Origin of the sequence: Saccharothrix coeruleofusca, assembly GCF_014648515.1 — a bacterium.
Lineage (GTDB): Bacteria > Actinomycetota > Actinomycetes > Mycobacteriales > Pseudonocardiaceae > Actinosynnema > Actinosynnema coeruleofuscum.
In genome coordinates, this window is the sequence record NZ_BMRG01000005.1 from 275,220 (window position 1) to 292,391 (window position 17,172).

Annotated in this window: 15 protein-coding genes; 11 read left to right on the plus strand and 4 right to left on the minus strand. The window is 73.7% G+C overall.

The genetic code is table 11. The features are described 5' to 3' along the window. A partial coding sequence (gene tsaD / locus IEZ00_RS16825) for a tRNA (adenosine(37)-N6)-threonylcarbamoyltransferase complex transferase subunit TsaD (RefSeq protein ID WP_229795812.1) occupies positions 1 to 969 on the plus strand: 969 nt, incomplete at its 5' end. 73 nt (positions 970 to 1,042) lie between these two features. Here tsaD and IEZ00_RS16830 read toward each other — a convergent pair. Next, positions 1,043 to 4,105: an AfsR/SARP family transcriptional regulator gene (locus tag IEZ00_RS16830; protein WP_189224196.1), complete on the minus strand. Its 3,063-nt coding sequence runs from the start codon at positions 4,103 to 4,105 to the stop codon at positions 1,043 to 1,045. 103 nt (positions 4,106 to 4,208) lie between these two features. On the opposite strand from IEZ00_RS16830, the gene IEZ00_RS16835 reads away from it, so the two are divergent. Beyond that, positions 4,209 to 5,075 carry an NAD(P)-dependent oxidoreductase gene (locus IEZ00_RS16835; RefSeq protein WP_189224197.1) on the plus strand — a complete coding sequence of 289 codons (867 nt, stop codon included), beginning with the start codon at positions 4,209 to 4,211 and terminating at the stop codon, positions 5,073 to 5,075. A 58-nt stretch (positions 5,076 to 5,133) separates the two neighbouring features. On the opposite strand, the gene IEZ00_RS16840 is transcribed toward IEZ00_RS16835, so the two are convergent. After that, entirely contained in the window at positions 5,134 to 6,654 is a 1,521-nt protein-coding gene (locus tag IEZ00_RS16840; protein WP_189224198.1) for an alkaline phosphatase D family protein, read from the minus strand. Positions 6,655 to 6,890: 236 nt separating this feature from the next. Between IEZ00_RS16840 and groES the strand changes: the two genes are divergently transcribed. Both groES and groL read left to right on the plus strand, forming a co-directional pair. Next, positions 6,891 to 7,184, plus strand: a complete 294-nt coding sequence (gene groES, locus IEZ00_RS16845) for a co-chaperone GroES (RefSeq protein ID WP_033428811.1) — start codon at positions 6,891 to 6,893, stop codon at positions 7,182 to 7,184. A 77-nt stretch (positions 7,185 to 7,261) separates the two neighbouring features. Then, positions 7,262 to 8,884, plus strand: a complete 1,623-nt coding sequence (gene groL / locus IEZ00_RS16850; RefSeq protein ID WP_189224199.1) for a chaperonin GroEL — start codon at positions 7,262 to 7,264, stop codon at positions 8,882 to 8,884. Positions 8,885 to 8,980: 96 nt separating this feature from the next. On the opposite strand, the gene IEZ00_RS16855 is transcribed toward groL, so the two are convergent. Then, entirely contained in the window at positions 8,981 to 9,277 is a 297-nt protein-coding gene (locus IEZ00_RS16855) for a WhiB family transcriptional regulator (RefSeq protein ID WP_276515716.1), read from the minus strand. A 261-nt stretch (positions 9,278 to 9,538) separates the two neighbouring features. Here IEZ00_RS16855 and IEZ00_RS16860 point away from each other — a divergent pair, with 261 nt between their 5' ends. The 5 genes from IEZ00_RS16860 (at position 9,539) to IEZ00_RS16880 (ending at position 13,838) form a co-directional block, all read left to right on the plus strand. Continuing rightward, complete coding sequence (locus IEZ00_RS16860; protein WP_229795846.1) at positions 9,539 to 10,474, plus strand: MerR family transcriptional regulator; 936 nt, start codon at positions 9,539 to 9,541, stop codon at positions 10,472 to 10,474. A gap of 80 nt (positions 10,475 to 10,554) precedes the next feature. Then, entirely contained in the window at positions 10,555 to 11,457 is a 903-nt protein-coding gene (locus IEZ00_RS16865; RefSeq protein ID WP_189224200.1) for a hypothetical protein, read from the plus strand. Positions 11,458 to 11,537: 80 nt separating this feature from the next. Further along, positions 11,538 to 12,134, plus strand: a complete 597-nt coding sequence (locus IEZ00_RS16870; protein ID WP_015805222.1) for a response regulator transcription factor — start codon at positions 11,538 to 11,540, stop codon at positions 12,132 to 12,134. 225 nt (positions 12,135 to 12,359) lie between these two features. Beyond that, the gene (locus IEZ00_RS16875; protein WP_189224201.1) at positions 12,360 to 12,932 is read left to right on the plus strand and encodes a sigma-70 family RNA polymerase sigma factor; all 573 of its coding nucleotides are present in this window, start codon (positions 12,360 to 12,362) and stop codon (positions 12,930 to 12,932) included. Beyond that, positions 12,933 to 13,838: an anti-sigma-D factor RsdA gene (locus tag IEZ00_RS16880; protein ID WP_189224202.1), complete on the plus strand. Its 906-nt coding sequence runs from the start codon at positions 12,933 to 12,935 to the stop codon at positions 13,836 to 13,838. 128 nt (positions 13,839 to 13,966) lie between these two features. On the opposite strand, the gene IEZ00_RS16885 is transcribed toward IEZ00_RS16880, so the two are convergent. Then, positions 13,967 to 14,356, minus strand: coding sequence for a DUF5319 domain-containing protein (locus IEZ00_RS16885; RefSeq protein WP_189224203.1), 390 nt, complete (start codon positions 14,354 to 14,356; stop codon positions 13,967 to 13,969). Positions 14,357 to 14,482: 126 nt separating this feature from the next. On the opposite strand from IEZ00_RS16885, the gene guaB reads away from it, so the two are divergent. After that, the gene (gene guaB / locus IEZ00_RS16890; RefSeq protein ID WP_189224204.1) at positions 14,483 to 15,994 is read left to right on the plus strand and encodes an IMP dehydrogenase; all 1,512 of its coding nucleotides are present in this window, start codon (positions 14,483 to 14,485) and stop codon (positions 15,992 to 15,994) included. A gap of 39 nt (positions 15,995 to 16,033) precedes the next feature. Then, positions 16,034 to 17,167, plus strand: coding sequence for a GuaB3 family IMP dehydrogenase-related protein (locus IEZ00_RS16895; protein ID WP_189224205.1), 1,134 nt, complete (start codon positions 16,034 to 16,036; stop codon positions 17,165 to 17,167). Positions 17,168 to 17,172 lie beyond the last annotated feature (5 nt).

The following is a 17,172-nucleotide window of genomic DNA, read 5'->3' on the forward strand; positions in this document are numbered from 1 at the left end:
CTGGAGCTGCTGGCCGACGAGGTCGCCTCCAGCGTCGAGGAGCACGCCCGCTTCGGCGGCGTCGTGCCGGAGGTGGCCAGCCGCGCCCACCTGGAGGCGATGGTGCCCACCATGCGCCGGGCGCTGGAGAAGGCCGACGTCGAGCTGTCCGATATCCACTCCATCGCGGTCACCGCGGGGCCCGGCCTGGCCGGGGCGCTGCTGGTGGGCGTCTCGGCGGCCAAGGCGTACGCGGCGGCGCTGGACAAGCCGCTGCTGGGCGTGAACCACCTGGCGGGCCACGTCGCCGCGGACACCCTGGAGCACGGGCCGCTGCCGAAGCGCTGCCTTGCCCTGCTGGTCTCCGGCGGCCACTCGCAGCTGCTGCTGGTGGAGGGCCTGGCCGAGCGGATCACCGAGATCGGCTCGACCGTGGACGACGCGGCGGGCGAGGCCTACGACAAGGTGGCCCGGCTGCTGGACCTGCCCTACCCCGGTGGTCCGCCCATCGACAAGCTGGCCAAGCAGGGCAACGGGTGCGCCATCACGTTCCCGCGCGGCCTGACCGGTCCGCGCGACGCCAAGTACGACTTCTCCTTCTCCGGGCTGAAGACCGCCGTGGCGCGGTGGGTGGAGCGGCAGGAGCGGGCGGGCGAGGAGATCCCGCTGGCCGACGTGGCGGCGTCGTTCCAGGAGGCCGTGGCGGACGTGCTGACCGCCAAGGCGGTCCGGGCGTGCAAGGACCTCGGGGTGGACACGCTGGTGATCTCCGGCGGGGTGGCGGCGAACTCCCGGCTGTCCGGGCTGGCCGCCGAGCGCTGCGCGGAGGCGGGCATCCAGCTGCGCGTGCCCCGGCCCCGGCTGTGCACCGACAACGGCGCGATGATCGCCGCGCTGGGCGCCCACCTGGTCGCCGCGGGCGCGAAGCCGTCCCCGCTGGACCTGTCCACCACCCCCGGCCTCCCCGTGAGCACCGTCCAGGTCTTCTGACCGCGTCGGCAAGTACTACCCGTGCGCCGTTTCCGGGCAGCTTGCCACTACCCGCCCCGGCGCCGGGTAGTGGCTAACCGCTCTCGGGAACGGGGCGGGTAGTACTTGCCGACGCGGGGGTGAGGCGGTGGATGGCAGCGGTGATGCGGTCCACGTCGTGGCGCTCGGCGGCGGGCAGCGGCACGCCGACGGACTCGCGCAGGGCCGCCGCCTCGGCCAGCAGGCGGGCGGCTTCGACGGGATCGCCCTCCAGGACGCGGACCCCGGCGGTGCCCTCCAGCGCGAGCGCGACGGCGCGCGGGTCGCCCACCTCGCGGGCCAGGGCGAGCCCCTCGGCGTGCCAGGCGCGGGCGGCGTCCAGGTCGCCGCGCAGCTCGGCGACGAAACCCAGCTCGGCCAGCGCCAGCGTGCTGCCCGCCGCGAAGCCGACGGAGCGGTGCCAGCGCAGCACCCGCAGCAGGTGGCGCTCGGCGGCGTCCAGATCGCCCCGCCTGCGCGCGCCCAGCGCCAGGCCGGTCTCGGCGTACACCTCGCCCGGCCCGAAGCCCAGCTCGGCGGCCAGCCGCCGGGCGCGCTCGTGGAAGTCCCGCGCCCGGTCGTGGTCGCCGCGCAGCAGCGAGACCCGGCCCAGCCAGGACAGCGTGTACGACACCTCCGGCCACGACTCCAGCTCCTCGGCCAGCCGCAGGCCCTCCCGGTGCACCCGCGCGGCCCGCTCGTAGTCGCCGCCGATCTGGGCCAGCGTGCCCAGCGCGAACGACGCCTGCAACCGGCCCCAGCGGTCGCCCAGCTCGGTGAACAGCCGGTCGCTGTGCTCGGCGGAGCGGTGCGCCACGTCCAACCGGCCCTGGGTGAGGGCCTGGCTCACCCGGTCGCTGAGCGCGGCGGCCTGGCCCCAGCGGTCGCCCAGCCGCCGGAACCCGGCCAGCGCCAGGTCGGTGAGCCGCTCGCCCGCGGCCATGTCGCCGATGGTGGTCAGCACGTAGCCGAGGAACCAGTGGGCGCGGGCCCGCGCCGCCGGGTCGGCGATGGCGCTCGCGCCGTCGACCGCGGCCTGGTCGACGGGTTCGCCCGCGAGCACCCCGAACCCGGCGTGCCAGGCGGCGGCCTCCGCGCCCGGCGCGGCCCGCAGCGCCCGCCTGGCCTCGGTGATCCGCCCGCGCAGGAACCAGTACCAGGTCAGGGCGCGGGTCAGGCGGGCGGCGGCGTCGCCGTCGAGCACGTCCAGCGCGGCCCGCAGGTTCGCCGTGTCGGCGTCCAGCCTGCGCAGCCACTCCAGCTGCCGGTGGCCGCGCAGCTCCGGGTCGGCGCGCTCGGCCAGCGCCAGGTGGAACGCGGCGTGCCCGCGCCGGATGGCCTCCTGCTCGCCCGCCTGCCGCAGCCGCTCCCGCCCGTACTCGGCGATCGACTCCAGCAGCCGGTAGCGCGGCCCGCCCGGCCCGTGGTCGGCCACCACCAGCGACCGGTTGACCAGCCGGTCCAGCGCGTCGAGCACCTCGTCGGCGGGCACGCCCGGCCCCGCGCACACCGCCTCGGCCGCGTCCAGCGGGCAGCCGTCGACGTGCGCGGACAGCCTGCGCAGCACCACCCGCTCCCGCTCGGCCAGCAGGTCCCAGCTCCAGTCGACGACCGCCCGCAGCGTGCGCTGGCGGGCGGGCGCGTCGCGGTGCCCGCCCGCCAGCAGCCGGAACCGGTCGTCCAGCCGCTCCAGCAGGCCCGCCACGCCCAGCGCGCGCACCCTGGTCGCGGCCAGCTCCAGCGCCAGCGGCAGCCCGTCGAGCCTGCGGCACACCGCCGCCACGGTGCGGGCGTCGTCCGGGCCGGGGGTGAAGCCCGCGGCCCGCGCCCGCGCCACGAACAGCCGCACCGCGCCGCTGGCGCCGGTGTCGTCGTCCGGGCCGGGCACGTCCAGCGGCGGCACCGCCCACAGCGCCTCGGCGGCCAGCCCGAGCGGTTCCCGGCTGGTCGCCAGCACGCGCAGCCCCGGCGCGGCGGCGAGCAGCCGCGACACCAGCGCGGCCACCGGCTCGACCACCTGCTCGCAGTTGTCCAGCACCAGCAGCAGCTCGCGGGCGCGCAGCGCCTCCGCCACCCAGTCCGCCAGGTCGTCGAACGCGCCGGGCAGGTCCTCCCGCACGCCCAGCACGGCGGCCACCGCGGCCACCACCCGCTCGGCGCGGTCCGCGCCCGCCAGCTCGACCAGCAGCACCGTGCCCGGCACGCCCCTGGCCACCTCGACGGCCAGCCGGGTCTTGCCCACCCCGCCCGGCCCGGTCAGCGTCACCAGCCGCGACCGGGCCAGCAGCTCGCGCACCTCGCGCAGCGCGTCCGCGCGACCGACCAGCTCGGTCACCGGGGCGGGCAGGTTGGTCCGGGGCCGACCCGCCCAGGCGGCCTCGACGCGCCGCCCGCCGACCTCGTGCTTGAGGATCGACTCGTGCAGCGCGGCCAGCTCCGGGCTGGGTGACAGGCCGAGTTCCTCGTTCAAGGCCCGGCGCAGCGCCGTGTACGCCTCCAGCGCCTCGACCTGCCTGCCCGCCCGGTACAGCGCGCGCATGTGCAGTCCGACCAGCCGTTCCCGCAGCGGGTGGCGGACGACCTCGGCGGTGAGGTCGTCGGGCTGCTCGCCCAGCGCCAGCAGGGCTTCGGCCCGGTCCTCCACGGCGGCCAGCCGCTCCTCGGCCAGCCGCCGCGCGAACGGCGCGGCGAACGGCTCGTCGGCGAAGTCGGCCAGCGGCTCGCCGCGCCACAGCGCCAGCGCCGCGCCGAGCAGCGACGCCCGCGCGCGGGGGTCGGCGGTCCGGGCCCGCGCCACCAGGTCGCGGAACTCCAGCAGGTCCAGCGCGTCCGCCCGCAGCAGGTAGCCCGCGGGCCCGCGGCGGACCAGCGCGCGACCGCCGGGCTGCCCGGCCTCCAGCGCCCGGCGCAGCTGGGAGACCTTGGTCTGCAGGGTGTTCACCGGGTTGCCCGGCGGCCTGCCCGCCCACAGGTCCTCGGCGAGCCGGTCCGCCGACACCGGTTGCCCGTGGTGCACCAGCAGGTCCGCGAGCAGCGCGCGGACCTTCGCCTCGGGCACCCGGACCGGCTCGCCGCCGTCGGTCCACACCGCCAGCGGCCCCAACACGCCGAATCGCACGATTCGAACGTAGCGGTGATCACCGGCGCCGTGCGCGAACCCCCAGCGGACCGTGCGCGGGCACGCGCACCGTGGGGTGATCCGAGCGGAACGGAGAGAGCGCATGACTGGGGAGAAGACGCCGCTGACCCTGATCGGCCTCGGGCCGATGGGGCGGGGGATGGTGGCGAAGTTCCTGGAGCACGGCCACCCGGTGACGGTGTGGAACCGCACCGCGAGCCGGGCGGACGAGCTGGTGGCCAAGGGGGCGGTCCGGGCGGAGACGGCCGCGGCGGCGGTCGGGGCCAACCGGCTGGTGCTGCTGAGCCTGACCGACTACGCGGCGATGTACGAGATCCTCGACGGCACGCCGCTGGCGGGGCGCGTGGTGGTCAACCTCAGCTCGGACACCCCCGAGGAGACGGTGCGGGCGGCGGCCTGGCTGGCCGAGCGCGGCGCCGAACTGATCACCGGCGGGGTGATGGTGCCCGCGCCGCTGATCGGCACGGAGTCGGCCTACGTGTTCTACAGCGGCCCGCGCGAGGTGCTGGAGCCCTACGAGCCGACGCTGTCGGTCATCGGCAGGCCGGAGTACGTCGGCGCGGAGCACTCGCTGGCGCAGCTGTTCTACCAGGCGCAGCTGGACGCGTTCCTGACCGGCCTGGCGGGCATCCTGCACGCGTTCGCGCTGGTCGGCACGGCGGGCGTGCCCGCGCGGAACTTCGTCCGGTACCTGGCGGACAACGTCGACTCGCTGGGCCTGTACCTGGACGAGACGGTCCGCCACCTCGACGAGGGCAACCACCCCGGTGACGAGGCCAACGTGCTGATGATGGGGGCCACGGCGCGGCACGTGGTGGGCGCCAGCGAGGCGGGCGGCATCGACGCCGAGCTGCCGCGCGCGGTCCAGTCGCTCTACGACCGTGCCATCGCGGCCGGGCACGGCAGGGAGAGCTGGACCTCGCTGATCGAGGTGATCCGGAAGCGGTGAACCCCACGGGGTGAACCGGGGGTGCGGCGCCGCGCGGTCGCGGCGCCGCACCGGCCGGTCAGACCGGGTTGAGGCCGGGGTTGCGGTCCTCGACCACGAACGACTTGAGCGTGCTCGCCTCCGCGCCCGGCGTGCTCACCTGGGGCAGCACCCGGAAGTCCGCCCGCATCTCGCGCGCGGTGAACTTCGTGCGCACGTAGCCGCGACGGCGGCTGTGCAGCTTGATGTGCGGGTTGAGCCGCAGCTGCACCTCGTCCACGGTGTCGTTGCCGTCGCGCCCGGAGGTCACCGAGGTGCACACCAGTTCGGTGCCCACGGTCCTGGACGACGCGGGGTCGTTCCAGTCCTGCTTGATGTCGGCCGCGTAGTGCGCGTGCACGTCGCCGGTGAGCACCACGGCGTTGCGCACCTTGGCGTCCACCCATCCGCGTGTCACCCGGTCGCGGGATGCCAGGTAGCCGTCCCAGGAGTCCATGGACAGCTCCTTGTCGGGGCCGTCCTTGCGGTCCCGCTCGGCGAAGAACACCTGCTGGCCGAGCACGTCCCAGCGCGAGCGGGACCGCCGGAACCCGTCGAGCAGCCACGCCTCCTGCTCGGCGCCGGTGATGGTGCGGGTCGCCGAGCTGGTGTCGGAGCAGGTCTTCCACCCGTCGCCGCACGCCTGGTCGTCCCGGTACTGCCGGGTGTCGAGCATGTGGAAGGTGGCCAGGCCGCCCCACCGCACCCGCCGGTACAGCCGCATGTCGCCGCCGTCCGGGCGCGCGGCGCGGCGCAGCGGCATGTTCTCGTAGTAGGCCTGGAACGCCGCCGCCCGCCGATCGGGGAACGCCGGATCGGGTTGTTCGGGCGTGTCGTCGGCCCAGTTGTTCTCGATCTCGTGGTCGTCCCACACCACCAGCCACGGCGCGACCGAGTGGGCCAGCTGGAGGTCCGCGTCGGTCTTGTACTGCGCGTGCCGCAGCCGGTAGTCCGCCAGGGTGCGGGTCTCCGGGCCGACGACCTGGCGCACGTCGCCCGCCTTGGCGGCGTACTCGTACTGGTAGTCGCCCAGGTGCAGGACCAGGTCCGGGTGGTCCTCGGCCAGCCGCCGGTAGGCGGTGAAGTAGCCCTCGCCGAAGTGCGCGCAGGAGGCGAAGCACATGGTCAGGTCGGTGCTGAGCACGCCGGGCGCGGGCGCGGTCCTGGTGCGGCCGACCGGCGAGAGGTGCCCCTCGGCCCTGAACCGGTAGTAGTACTCGCGACCGGGGCGCAGGCCGAACGGCTCCACGTGCACGCTGTGCCCGGACTCCGGCCGGGCGACCTGCGTGCCGCGCCGCACCACGTGCCGGAACCGCTCGTCCTCGGCCAGCTCCCAGTGCACCGGGACGGGCCGGTCGGGCATGCCGCCGAGGCCGTCCTCGTTGAGCGGACGGGGGGCCAGCCGCGTCCACAGCACCACTCCGTCGGGGGTCGGGTCGCCCGAGGCGACACCGAGCGTGAAGGGGTCGGTGAGCCTGGCCCACCCGGCGCCCGCCGTGGTCCCCGCCGCGGCGAGGGCCATGCCGCCGATGATCAGCGATCGTCGCGTCACCCTGGTCATGGGGCACCACCGTGGTCCACGATCGTGGACACCGGGTGAACCGCGGGCGGACGGCGGACGTGGGGTGGGCGACCCTGTGGGGTGGTCCTCCGGGGGCTCGTTGAAGCGTTGGCACTCGCATGGGTAGAGTGCTAGATGCACGGCACCAGCAACCGCCCCGACCCCCGCGACGGCGGGGTGGCAGGAGCCGTAAACGCAACCTGCCAACGCTTTCGACGACCGTGGAGGTCAGCCCGGTGAGCGTGAACATCAAGCCGCTCGAGGACAAGATCGTCGTCCAGGCCAGCGAGGCCGAGACCACGACCGCTTCCGGCCTCGTGATCCCGGACACCGCGAAGGAGAAGCCCCAGGAGGGCAAGGTCCTCGCGGTCGGCCCCGGCCGGATCGACGACAAGGGCAACCGCGTTCCGGTGGACGTGGCTGTCGGCGACGTCGTCATCTACTCGAAGTACGGCGGCACCGAGGTCAAGTACAACGGCGAGGAGTACCTGATCCTCTCCGCCCGCGACGTGCTGGCCGTCATCAACTGACGTTCGGCTGACACGCAGAGCGCCCCGGCGACCCCTTCCGGGGCTTTCCGGGGCGTTTCGCACCAGAGAGGTTGGGTATGGCCAAGCAGATCAGCTTCGACGAGGACGCTCGTCGGGCGCTCGAGCGCGGCGTGAACAAGCTCGCGGACACGGTCAAGGTGACCCTGGGTCCGCGCGGCCGCCACGTCGTGCTGGACAAGAAGTTCGGCGGGCCGACGGTCACCAACGACGGTGTGACCATCGCCCGCGAGGTGGAGCTGGAGGACGCCTTCGAGAACCTGGGCGCCCAGCTGGCCAAGAGCGTGGCCACCAAGACCAACGACGTGGCCGGTGACGGCACCACCACCGCCACCGTGCTGGCCCAGGCGATGGTCCGGGTCGGCCTGCGCAACGTGGCGGCCGGTGCCAACCCGACCGCGCTGGGCCGGGGCATCCAGGCCGCCGCCGACGCGGTGGTCGACGCCCTCAAGGCCAAGGCCACCCCGGTCAAGGGCCGCGACAACATCGCCCAGGTCGGCACGGTGTCCTCGCGCGACGAGTCGATCGGCTCGCTGCTGGGCGAGGCCATCGAGAAGGTCGGCGAGGACGGTGTGATCACCGTCGAGGAGTCCTCGACGCTGGCCACCGACCTGCAGATCACCGAGGGCGTGCAGTTCGACAAGGGCTACATCTCGGCGCACTTCGCCACCGACCTGGAGGCCCAGGAAGCGGTGTTCGAGGACGCCCGCATCCTGCTGCACCGGGAGAAGATCTCGGCGCTGGCCGACCTGCTGCCGCTGCTGGAGAAGGTCGCCGAGGCGGGCAAGCCGCTGGTGATCATCGCCGAGGACGTCGAGGGCGAGGCGCTGTCCACCCTGGTGGTCAACGCCCTGCGCAAGACCCTGCGCGTGGTCGCGGTCAAGGCGCCGTACTTCGGCGACCGCCGCAAGGCGTTCCTGGACGACCTGGCCGTGGTCACCGGCGCGAAGGTGATCTCCGCCGAGGTGGGCCTGAAGCTGTCCGAGTCCGGCCTGGACGTGCTGGGCACCGCGCGCCGCGTGGTGGTCGGCAAGGACGACACCACGATCGTCGACGGCGGCGGCACCAAGGCCGACATCGCCGCCCGCGCGGAGCAGCTGCGCCGCGAGATCGAGGCGACCGACTCCGACTGGGACCGCGAGAAGCTGCAGGAGCGGCTGGCCAAGCTGTCCGGCGGCATCGCCGTGATCAAGGTCGGCGCGGCCACCGAGACCGAGCTCAAGGAGCGCAAGCACCGCATCGAGGACGCGGTGTCGGCGACCAAGGCCGCGGTCGAGGAGGGCATCGTGCCCGGCGGCGGTTCGGCGCTGGTGCACGCCTCCAAGGTGCTCGACGGCGACCTGGACCTGACCGGCGACGAGGCCACCGGTGTCGCGGTGGTCCGCGAGGCGCTGGGCGCCGCGCTGTTCTGGATCGCCGCGAACGCGGGCCTGGAAGGCGCGGTCGTGGTGAACAAGGTCCGCGAGCAGGACTGGGGCTTCGGCCTCAACGCCGCCACGCTGCAGTACGGCGACCTGCTCGACGCGGGCATCATCGACCCGGTCAAGGTCACCCGCTCCGCGGTGGCCAACGCCGCTTCCATCGCCCGCATGGTGCTCACCACGGAGAGCGCCGTCGTGGAGAAGAAGGAAGAGGAGCCCGCGGCCGCGGGTCACGGGCACGGCCACGGTCACGGCCACTGAGCCGAGCCGCTGAACCGAGCCGCTGAGCCGGACTGCTGAGCCGGAGGCGAGTCGATCCAGGGGGCGGTACCCGAACGGGTGCCGCCCCCGGCGCGTTCAGGTGAGGGTGTACTGCCGCTTGCGGGCCCGGATGATGCCGTCCCGCTCCGATTCCGACAGCCCGCCCCAGATGCCGTACGGCTCCTGCACGGCTAGGGCGTGCTTGCGGCACATCTCCAGCACCGGGCAGGTCTGGCAGACCGCTTTGGCCCTGGCCTCCCGCCTGGCCCTGGCGGGGCCGCGCTCACCGTCCGGGTGGAAGAAGAACGCGCTGTCCATTCCGCGGCACGAGCCGCGCATCTGCCAGTCCCACAGGTCGGCGTTGGGACCGGGAAGCCTTCGGGTGTCCGCCATCGAACCGCCTCCTTGGCCGACTGCACTGCTCCGTTCGGCGTAGCGATGATCCACCGTAAAACCGCGTCAAAGCTTGTTCAAGGGGTCGGGGAGCGCTTCCGTGTCAATTCAGTCCATGGGCTGGTACCGGTCCACCGACCCGGATTTGCCGGTGACCGCAGGTGAACGGACCATGTCTGCGTGACGACCCCCCGCGAGCACCCCCTCCCGCACCTCGGCGGTGAGCGGGAAACCGTTGTGCCACAAGAAGAGTCACCGCACCTGGTGCTGCTCTCGGTGGCCGCGGTGGCACGCAGGCTGGGGGTGGCCCCGGCTACTCTGCGCACCTGGGACCGGCGTTACGGACTGGGGCCCAGCAATCACACTTCCGGGCGACACCGGAAATACGCGCCGGGTGACGTGGCGCGGCTGGAGCTGATGCAGCGGGCACTGCAGCGCGGCGCCTCGTCGGCCGAAGCGGCCAAGTACGCGCTGACCGCGCCCCGCGAGTCCGCCGCGGCGCCGCTGCTGACCGGCGGCGAGTTCGCCCCGGCCGGTTCGTCCCCCGGTGAGCCCTCCTCCGATGGGCGCGACCTGCGGATGTCCGGCGCGGGCCGCCGGGCGCGTGGGCTGGGCCGCGCGGCGCTGGCCATGGACGCCACCGCCGCGCAGCGGCTGCTGGCGGACTCGATCGAGGCCGACGGCGTGATCGCGACCTGGGACGAGGTGGTCCGCCCCGTGCTGGCCGCGGTGGCGGCCCGGTGGGCGCACTCGGGCGCGGGCGTGGAGGTCTCGCACCTGCTGGACGAGTGCGTGCTGGCTGCGATGGTGCGCGCCACGCCGCTGGTGACCGAGCCGCGCAACCACCGCCCGGTGCTGCTGGCGTGCCTGCCCGAGGAGCGGCACGTGCTGCCGCTGTACCCGCTGGCCGCGGTGCTGGCGCGGCGCGGGATCGGGGTGCGGCACCTGGGGGCGGCGCTGCCGCTGGACGCGCTGACCTCGGCGGTGCGGCGCACCGCGCCCTCGGCGGTGGTGCTGTGGGCGCAGCTGCCGCGCTACGCCGATCCGGGCGCGGTGTCGGCGCTGCCCAGGACGCGGCAGCAGGTGCGGGTGTTCGCGGCCGGTCCTGGCTGGGAGCGCGGCGTGGTGCCCGCGCCCGCCGAGCGGGTCAACGACCTGAGCTCGGCGGCGGACGCGGTCGAGCGCGCGGTCTGCTGAAGCGGTCCGCCGGAGCCGTTTGCCGGAGCCGTTTGCTGAAGCCGGGCGCGTTCGACGCACGGGGCGGCTAGGTTCAGCGCGTGGACGAGGGGCGGTTGCGCGAAGCCGCGTTCGGGGGTGATCCCGGCGCCGAGGTGTGGGCTGGGCTGCGCGGCACCCGGACCGAGCGCTGGCTGGCCGCCGTGGTGTTGGGGGCGCGGGGCCACTACGCGGCGGCCGCCGCCGCGCTGGGCGAGCTGCTGCGCGGCGACGACCTCGTGGCCTCGCTGGCGGCCAGTGCGCTGGCCTCGCACCGCCGCCAGCTCGGCGCCCACGCGGCGGCCCGGCGGCTGGACGCGGTGGCGCTGGCCAAGGCCCCCGGCGGGGCGGGCGGCGACCCGCACGGCGTGGACCCGGCGGGCGCCAGGGCCGACGCGCTGCTCGGGCTGGCCGCCGACGCGCTGGGCGCGGGCAGGCTGGGGGAGGCGCGGCGGCTGCACGCGGCGGTCGAGCCCGTGGGGTGGCGGGCGCGGGTGCGGCACGGCTGGGTGGCGGCCGAGATCGAGCTGGCGAGCGGTCGCCCGGAGGCGGCGGAGCCGTTCGCCGGACTGGCCGTCGAGGCGGCCGAGCGGGCGGGCGCGACCCGGCACCTGCTCAAGTCCCGGCTCGTCCTGGGCACCGCGCTGGTCGTCCGGGGGACCCCGGAAAGCGTCCGCGCGGGTCTCGAAGTGCTATCGTGTGACCTAAATCACACCACTGATCTCGGGCTCCTCTCGTTGGTCTGGCCGACGGCGCTGGTCTTGGCAGAGGGAACCGCGGGCCGCAACATTGCGGAGAGTGAACAAGTCCGTGAACACGCCGTCAACGCGCTGAGCTGCGTGTTACGCAGAGCTGACCCGATCAGCCGACGATGGGCGGTCGCTTCCCCTTGGATCCCGACGGCGCTGCTCCGTTCCGGGGAACCCCCGAACGCAGACGCTGAGACGAACTTCTTGACGGATTAAGCACCAGATCGTGTCAAGGTTCGGCCGCTAGCGTCCGATAGGGGAAGTGGAACGTCACTCGGCTGCAGGAAGGAGTCCCCGTGACCACGGTCCTTATTTGCGACGACCGGCGCAGTGTGCGGGAGGGTCTCACCCGTGTGATGTCGGCTGTCCCCGGGGTTAGCCGCATCGACTGCGTAGCGCACGGTGACGAGTTGTTGGCTCGCTTCTCCAGGCAGCCGGTCGACGTCGTACTGGTGGGTACCCAGCGCGCCGTTCCGACCGGGGTCGAAGCGACCCGGCGGCTCGTCTCGGCCAACCCCCAGGCCAACGTCATAGTCTTCGGCGCCCCCGACGACGCGGGCAGCATCGCCGCCGCCATCGCGGGCGGCGCCCGCGGCTACCTCCGCTGGGACGCCTCGCGCCCCGAGCTGGTGGCCGCGCTGGCGCACACCCTGGCGAGCACGTCGGTGCCCGCGCCGCGCCAGCCCTCCGATCCGGGGGTCCAGCTCACCGAGCGGGAGCTGCAGGTCCTGCGGGGCATGAGCCAGGGCAAGAGCAACGGCCAGATCGGCCGCGAGCTCTACCTGTCCGAGGACACGGTGAAGACGCACGCGCGCAGGCTGTTCCGCAAGCTCGGCGTGCGCGACCGCGCGCAGGCCGTGGCGCACGGCTTCCGCCGCGGCCTCGTGTCCTGACCCGGCGGCGTCGACGGGTGCTCCTTCCTCGACCGGTCCGGTGACACCACTGTCACCGGACCGTTTCGCCGTCCCGGCGTGTCGCCAGGTCAGAGACCTTGTTCACACCCGTCGCGCCCAGGCGCGACGCCCTACCGGTACGGTGGGGCACCGGCGCGGGCGTCGATCGTCCCGTGCCGTTCCTTGCTGGTAAGCCAACTCGTAACGCCAGGGCTGTTGTCTGCGATGAGCAACTTGGGGGACGGACTGGATGCCGATGTGGGCGCAGCTGTCGATGGCGACCGCCACGCGATCGAGCGGCTGCTGGCCTCCGTCCGACCCCTCGTGGTGCGGTACTGCCGCGCCCGCGTAGGCAGGCAGGAGAGGTCATTCGCTTCGGCAGACGACGTGGCCCAGGAGGTGTGTCTCGCCGTGCTGACGGCGTTGCCCAGCTACCGAGACCAGGGTCGGCCGTTCTTGGCGTTCGTGTACGGCATCGCGGCGCACAAGGTGGCCGACGCCCACCGGTCGTCGGCCCGGAACCGGTCGGAGCCGGTCCCGGAGATCCCGGACGCGCCGGAGACCGAGGCGGGCCCGGAGCAGCGCGCGATGCAGGGCGAGCTGTCGGAGCGGATGGCGCACCTGCTCAAAGTCCTGCCGGACAAGCAGCGGGAGATCCTGCTGCTTCGAGTAGTGGTCGGCCTGTCGGCCGAGGAGACCGCCGAAGCGGTGGGCTCCACGCCCGGCGCGGTGCGGGTCGCCCAGCACCGTGCCCTCGCCCGCCTCCGCAAGACGCTGGCAGCGGAGGAGGTGGTCTGAGTGGCCGACCAGCACGAGAAGGGCAACGGAGAAATCGTGCGCGGAAAAGACGGGAGACCCCCGCTCACCTCGGATGATCCAGCGGTTGAGCCAGGGGACGACCTCGCGGGCATCAGAGCGGATGACGCGCTGCTCGACGCACTCGGCGGACGTGCCGGTGAGCAGCCCGACTCCCTCGCAGACGACGAGCTGAACGCGCTGCTGCTGGCGTGGCGGCGCGAGGTGGACAGCCGCCCGGTGGGCGAGCTGGTGGACACCGACACCGCGGTGGCGACGATCGCCGCCGCCCGGCCGGTGCCGCGCAGGCACCGGTTCCTGATCCCGCTGGCGAGCGCCGCCGCCGTGCTGGCGATCGCCTTCACCGGCGTCAGCCTGGTGGCCCGCGACGCCCGGCCGGGCGACACGCTGTGGGGCCTGACCAGGGTGCTGTACTCCGACCACGCGCGATCGGTGGAAGCCGCCGTCGCGGTGCGCACGGACCTGGACACCGCCCGCGCGGCACTGCGCGAGGGCAAGCTGGAGGAGGCCAGGGACGCGCTGCTCAAGGCGGGCATCGCGCTGCCGGAGGTCTCCACCGACGACGGCAAGGAAGCGCTCGTGGAGACCCACGAGTCGCTGCTGGAGGAGCTGACCAGCACCCCGGCCCCTGCCGGGACCCCGTCGGCGGGCGCTCCGGCCCCCACGACCACGACACTGGCGCAGAGCACCACGCTCCCCACCACCACCGAGCCGACCAAGGCCACCACGGAGCCGAGCACCGCCCCGCCGCCGACCACGACGACGGAGCAGAGCGGCCAGGTCACCGAGGAGCCGCCCCCGCCCGCCCTGCCGACGACCGGCGGCGAGTCGCGCGGGCAGGCCGAGAAGCCGGCCACCGAGACGAACTCCGAGACCGCGGCGAGCTAGCTGACGCGCGGGGTGTGACGAAGCCCGCTCCCACACCGGGGGCGGGCTTCGTCGCGCCTGCAAGTACTACCCGGCGCCCGCTAGCGGGCCGGTCGCTACTACCCGGCGGCGCGGTCCGCGAAGTGGGGCTAGCGGGCGCTCTCGGTGGCGGTCACGCCGTCCGCGTAGCCGCGGCAGTACTCCCAGCTCACGTAGGCGGCCGGGTCCGGGTCGTAGGCGGGTTCGTGCGGGCGCATCCGGCCGTCCGACAGCAGCTGCTCCAGGCTGGACCGCAGCAGCGCCCAGTCGTGGTAGTGCGGCTCGTCGCACTCGCCGCAGTCGACCACGATCCCGCGCACCCCGCGGGGTTCCAGCAGCGCCTGGTAGACGGCCAGGTCGCTGAGGTCCCCGACGAGCTCGGCGCGTTCGACGTCGTCCATCGGCGGGTGGTCGTGGTCGTGGTCGGGCTCGCCGAGCTCCCTGGCCGGGTCCTCGGGGTCGCCCGCGAACGGGTCTGGTGGCAAGGCGTCGTGCGGCACGACCCCGCACGGTACCGGGCGGACCCCCGAAGCCGTCCAGATACCATGGGTGGAACCCGTCGCCGACTGCGGAAACCACCTCCGCAGCGGCGGGATCACCGCACGATGGAAGGCAAGCCTGCTGCCATGACCAGCGAGCTCAACGCTGACGGAGTCCCGAGCAAGTTCGCGATGCTGGGACTGACCTTCGACGACGTCCTGCTGCTGCCCGCTGAGTCCGAGATCGTGCCCAGCGGTGTCGACACCAGCACCAGGCTGTCCCGCAACATCACCCTGCGCGTGCCGCTGGCCTCCGCCGCGATGGACACCGTCACCGAGGCCAGGATGGCCATCTCCATGGCCCGCCAGGGCGGTATCGGCGTGCTGCACCGCAACCTGTCCGTCGAGGAGCAGGCCCGCCAGGCCGAGACCGTCAAGCGGTCCGAGGCGGGCATGGTCAGCGACCCGGTCACCTGCTCCCCGGACGACACGATCGCCCACGTCGACGAGCTGTGCGCGCGCTACCGCATCTCCGGCGTCCCGGTGACCGACGCGGACGGCAAGCTGGTGGGCATCATCACCAACCGCGACATGCGCTTCGAGGTCGACCACAGCCGCCCGGTGCGCGAGGTGATGACCAACGGCCCGCTGGTCACCGCGCAGGTGGGCGTGTCCGCCGAGGCCGCGCTGGGCCTGCTGCGCAGGCACAAGGTGGAGAAGCTGCCGATCATCGACGGCGACGGCAAGCTGCGCGGCCTGATCACGGTCAAGGACTTCGTCAAGACCGAGCAGTACCCCAACGCCTCCAAGGACCCCGATGGCAGGCTGCTGTGCGCCGCCGCGATCGGCGTCGGCGAGGACAGCTTCACCCGCGCGATGGCGCTGGCCGACGCGGGCATCGACGTGATCATGGTCGACACCGCGCACGGCCACCAGCGCAACGTGCTGGAGATGGTGGCGCGGGTGAAGAAGGAGCTGGGCGACGAGGTCGACGTGGTCGGCGGCAACGTGGCCACCCGCGCGGGCGCGCAGGCGCTGGTGGACGCGGGCGCGGACGGCGTGAAGGTCGGCGTCGGCCCCGGCTCGATCTGCACCACCCGCGTGGTGGCGGGCGTGGGCGTGCCGCAGATCAGCGCGATCTACGAGGCGAACCTGGCCTGCGCCCCGGCGGGCGTGCCGGTGATCGGCGACGGCGGCATCCAGTACTCCGGCGACATCGCCAAGGCCATCGCCGCGGGCGCCAGCGTGGTCATGCTGGGCAGCCTGCTGGCGGGCACCGCCGAGGCGCCGGGCGAGCTGATCCTGGTCAACGGCAAGCAGTTCAAGACCTACCGGGGCATGGGCTCGCTGGGCGCGCTGCGCGGTCGCGGCCAGGGCAAGTCCTACTCCAAGGACCGCTACTTCCAGGACGACGTGCTGTCCGAGGACAAGCTGGTGCCCGAGGGCATCGAGGGCCGCATCCCGTTCCGCGGCCCGCTGGCCCAGGTGGTGCACCAGCTCAACGGCGGCCTGCGCTCCGCGATGGGCTACACCGGTTCGAAGACGATCGCGGAACTGCAGCAGGCGCAGCTGGTGCGGATCACGGCGGCGGGCCTGAAGGAGAGCCACCCGCACGACGTCACCATGACCGTCGAAGCCCCGAACTACACCACCCGCTGACCCAGCTGCTTCGCTGATTCGCTGAGAAGAGGACAACAAGTGCGCGATCTGGTCGAGATCGGCATGGGCCGGACCGCCAGGCGGGCCTACGAGCTGGACGACGTCGAGATCATCCCGTCCCGCCGGACCCGCTCGTCCAAGGACGTCTCGACGGCGTGGCAGATCGACGCCTACCGGTTCGAGATCCCGCTGATCACCCACCCCACCGACGCGATCGTCTCGCCGGGCACGGCGGTGGCGGTCGGCGAGCTGGGCGGGTTGGGCGTGCTCAACGCCGAGGGCCTGTGGGCGCGTCACGCCGACGTCGACGAGGCGCTGTTCCGGCTGGTGCAGGCGGTGGAGGACACCGACGACCCCGGTGCGCCGGTGCGGGTGCTGCAGGAGCTGCACTCCGCCCCGGTGCGCATCGACCTGATCGCCGAGGCGATCAAGCAGGTGCGCGAGTCGGGCGTCACGGTGGCGGTGCGGGTCAGCCCGCAGCGGGCGGCCGAGCTGACCCCGGACCTACTCGCGGCGGGCGTGGAGATCCTGGTCGTGCAGGGCACGATCATCTCCGCCGAGCACGTCTCGCGCGACGGCGAGCCGCTGAACCTCAAGTCGTTCATCGCCGACCTGGACATCCCGGTGATCGCGGGCGGCGTGGGCGACTACCGCACGGCCATGCACCTGATGCGGACCGGCGCGGCGGGCGTGATCGTCGGCTACGGCTACACGCCGGGGGTGACCACGACGGACTCGGTGCTGGGCATCGGCGTGCCGATGGCGACCGCGATCGCCGACGCCGCCGCGGCGCGGCGGGACTACCTGGACGAGACCGGTGGCCGCTACGTGCACGTCATCGCCGACGGCGGCGTGCTGACCAGCGGCGACGTGGCCAAGTCGATCGCGTGCGGGGCGGACGCGGTGATGCTGGGCGAGCCGCTGGCCGCCGCCGCGGAGGCGCCCGCCCAGGGCCTGTACTGGACCGCGGCCTCGGCGCACCCGTCGGTGCCGCGCAGCCACGTGTCCACCGGCGTGGACCAGGTGGTGGACCTGCGCAGCCTGCTGTTCGGGCCGTCGGTGGACCCGAGGGGCGTCACCAACCTGTTCGGCTCGCTGCGGCGGGCCATGGCCAAGACGGGGTACTCCGATCTCAAGGAGTTCCAGAAGGTCGGCCTGACCATCCGGGGGTAGTGGGC

Coding starts and splice junctions, on each gene's coding strand:
- IEZ00_RS16835 (WP_189224197.1), top strand. CDS start 4,209: ATGACTGGGGAGAAGACGCCGCTGACCCTGATCGGCCTCGGGCCGATG.
- IEZ00_RS16840 (WP_189224198.1), bottom strand. CDS start 6,654: ATGACCAGGGTGACGCGACGATCGCTGATCATCGGCGGCATGGCCCTC.
- groL (WP_189224199.1), top strand. CDS start 7,262: ATGGCCAAGCAGATCAGCTTCGACGAGGACGCTCGTCGGGCGCTCGAG.
- IEZ00_RS16855 (WP_276515716.1), bottom strand. CDS start 9,277: ATGGCGGACACCCGAAGGCTTCCCGGTCCCAACGCCGACCTGTGGGAC.
- IEZ00_RS16875 (WP_189224201.1), top strand. CDS start 12,360: ATGAGCAACTTGGGGGACGGACTGGATGCCGATGTGGGCGCAGCTGTC.
- guaB (WP_189224204.1), top strand. CDS start 14,483: ATGACCAGCGAGCTCAACGCTGACGGAGTCCCGAGCAAGTTCGCGATG.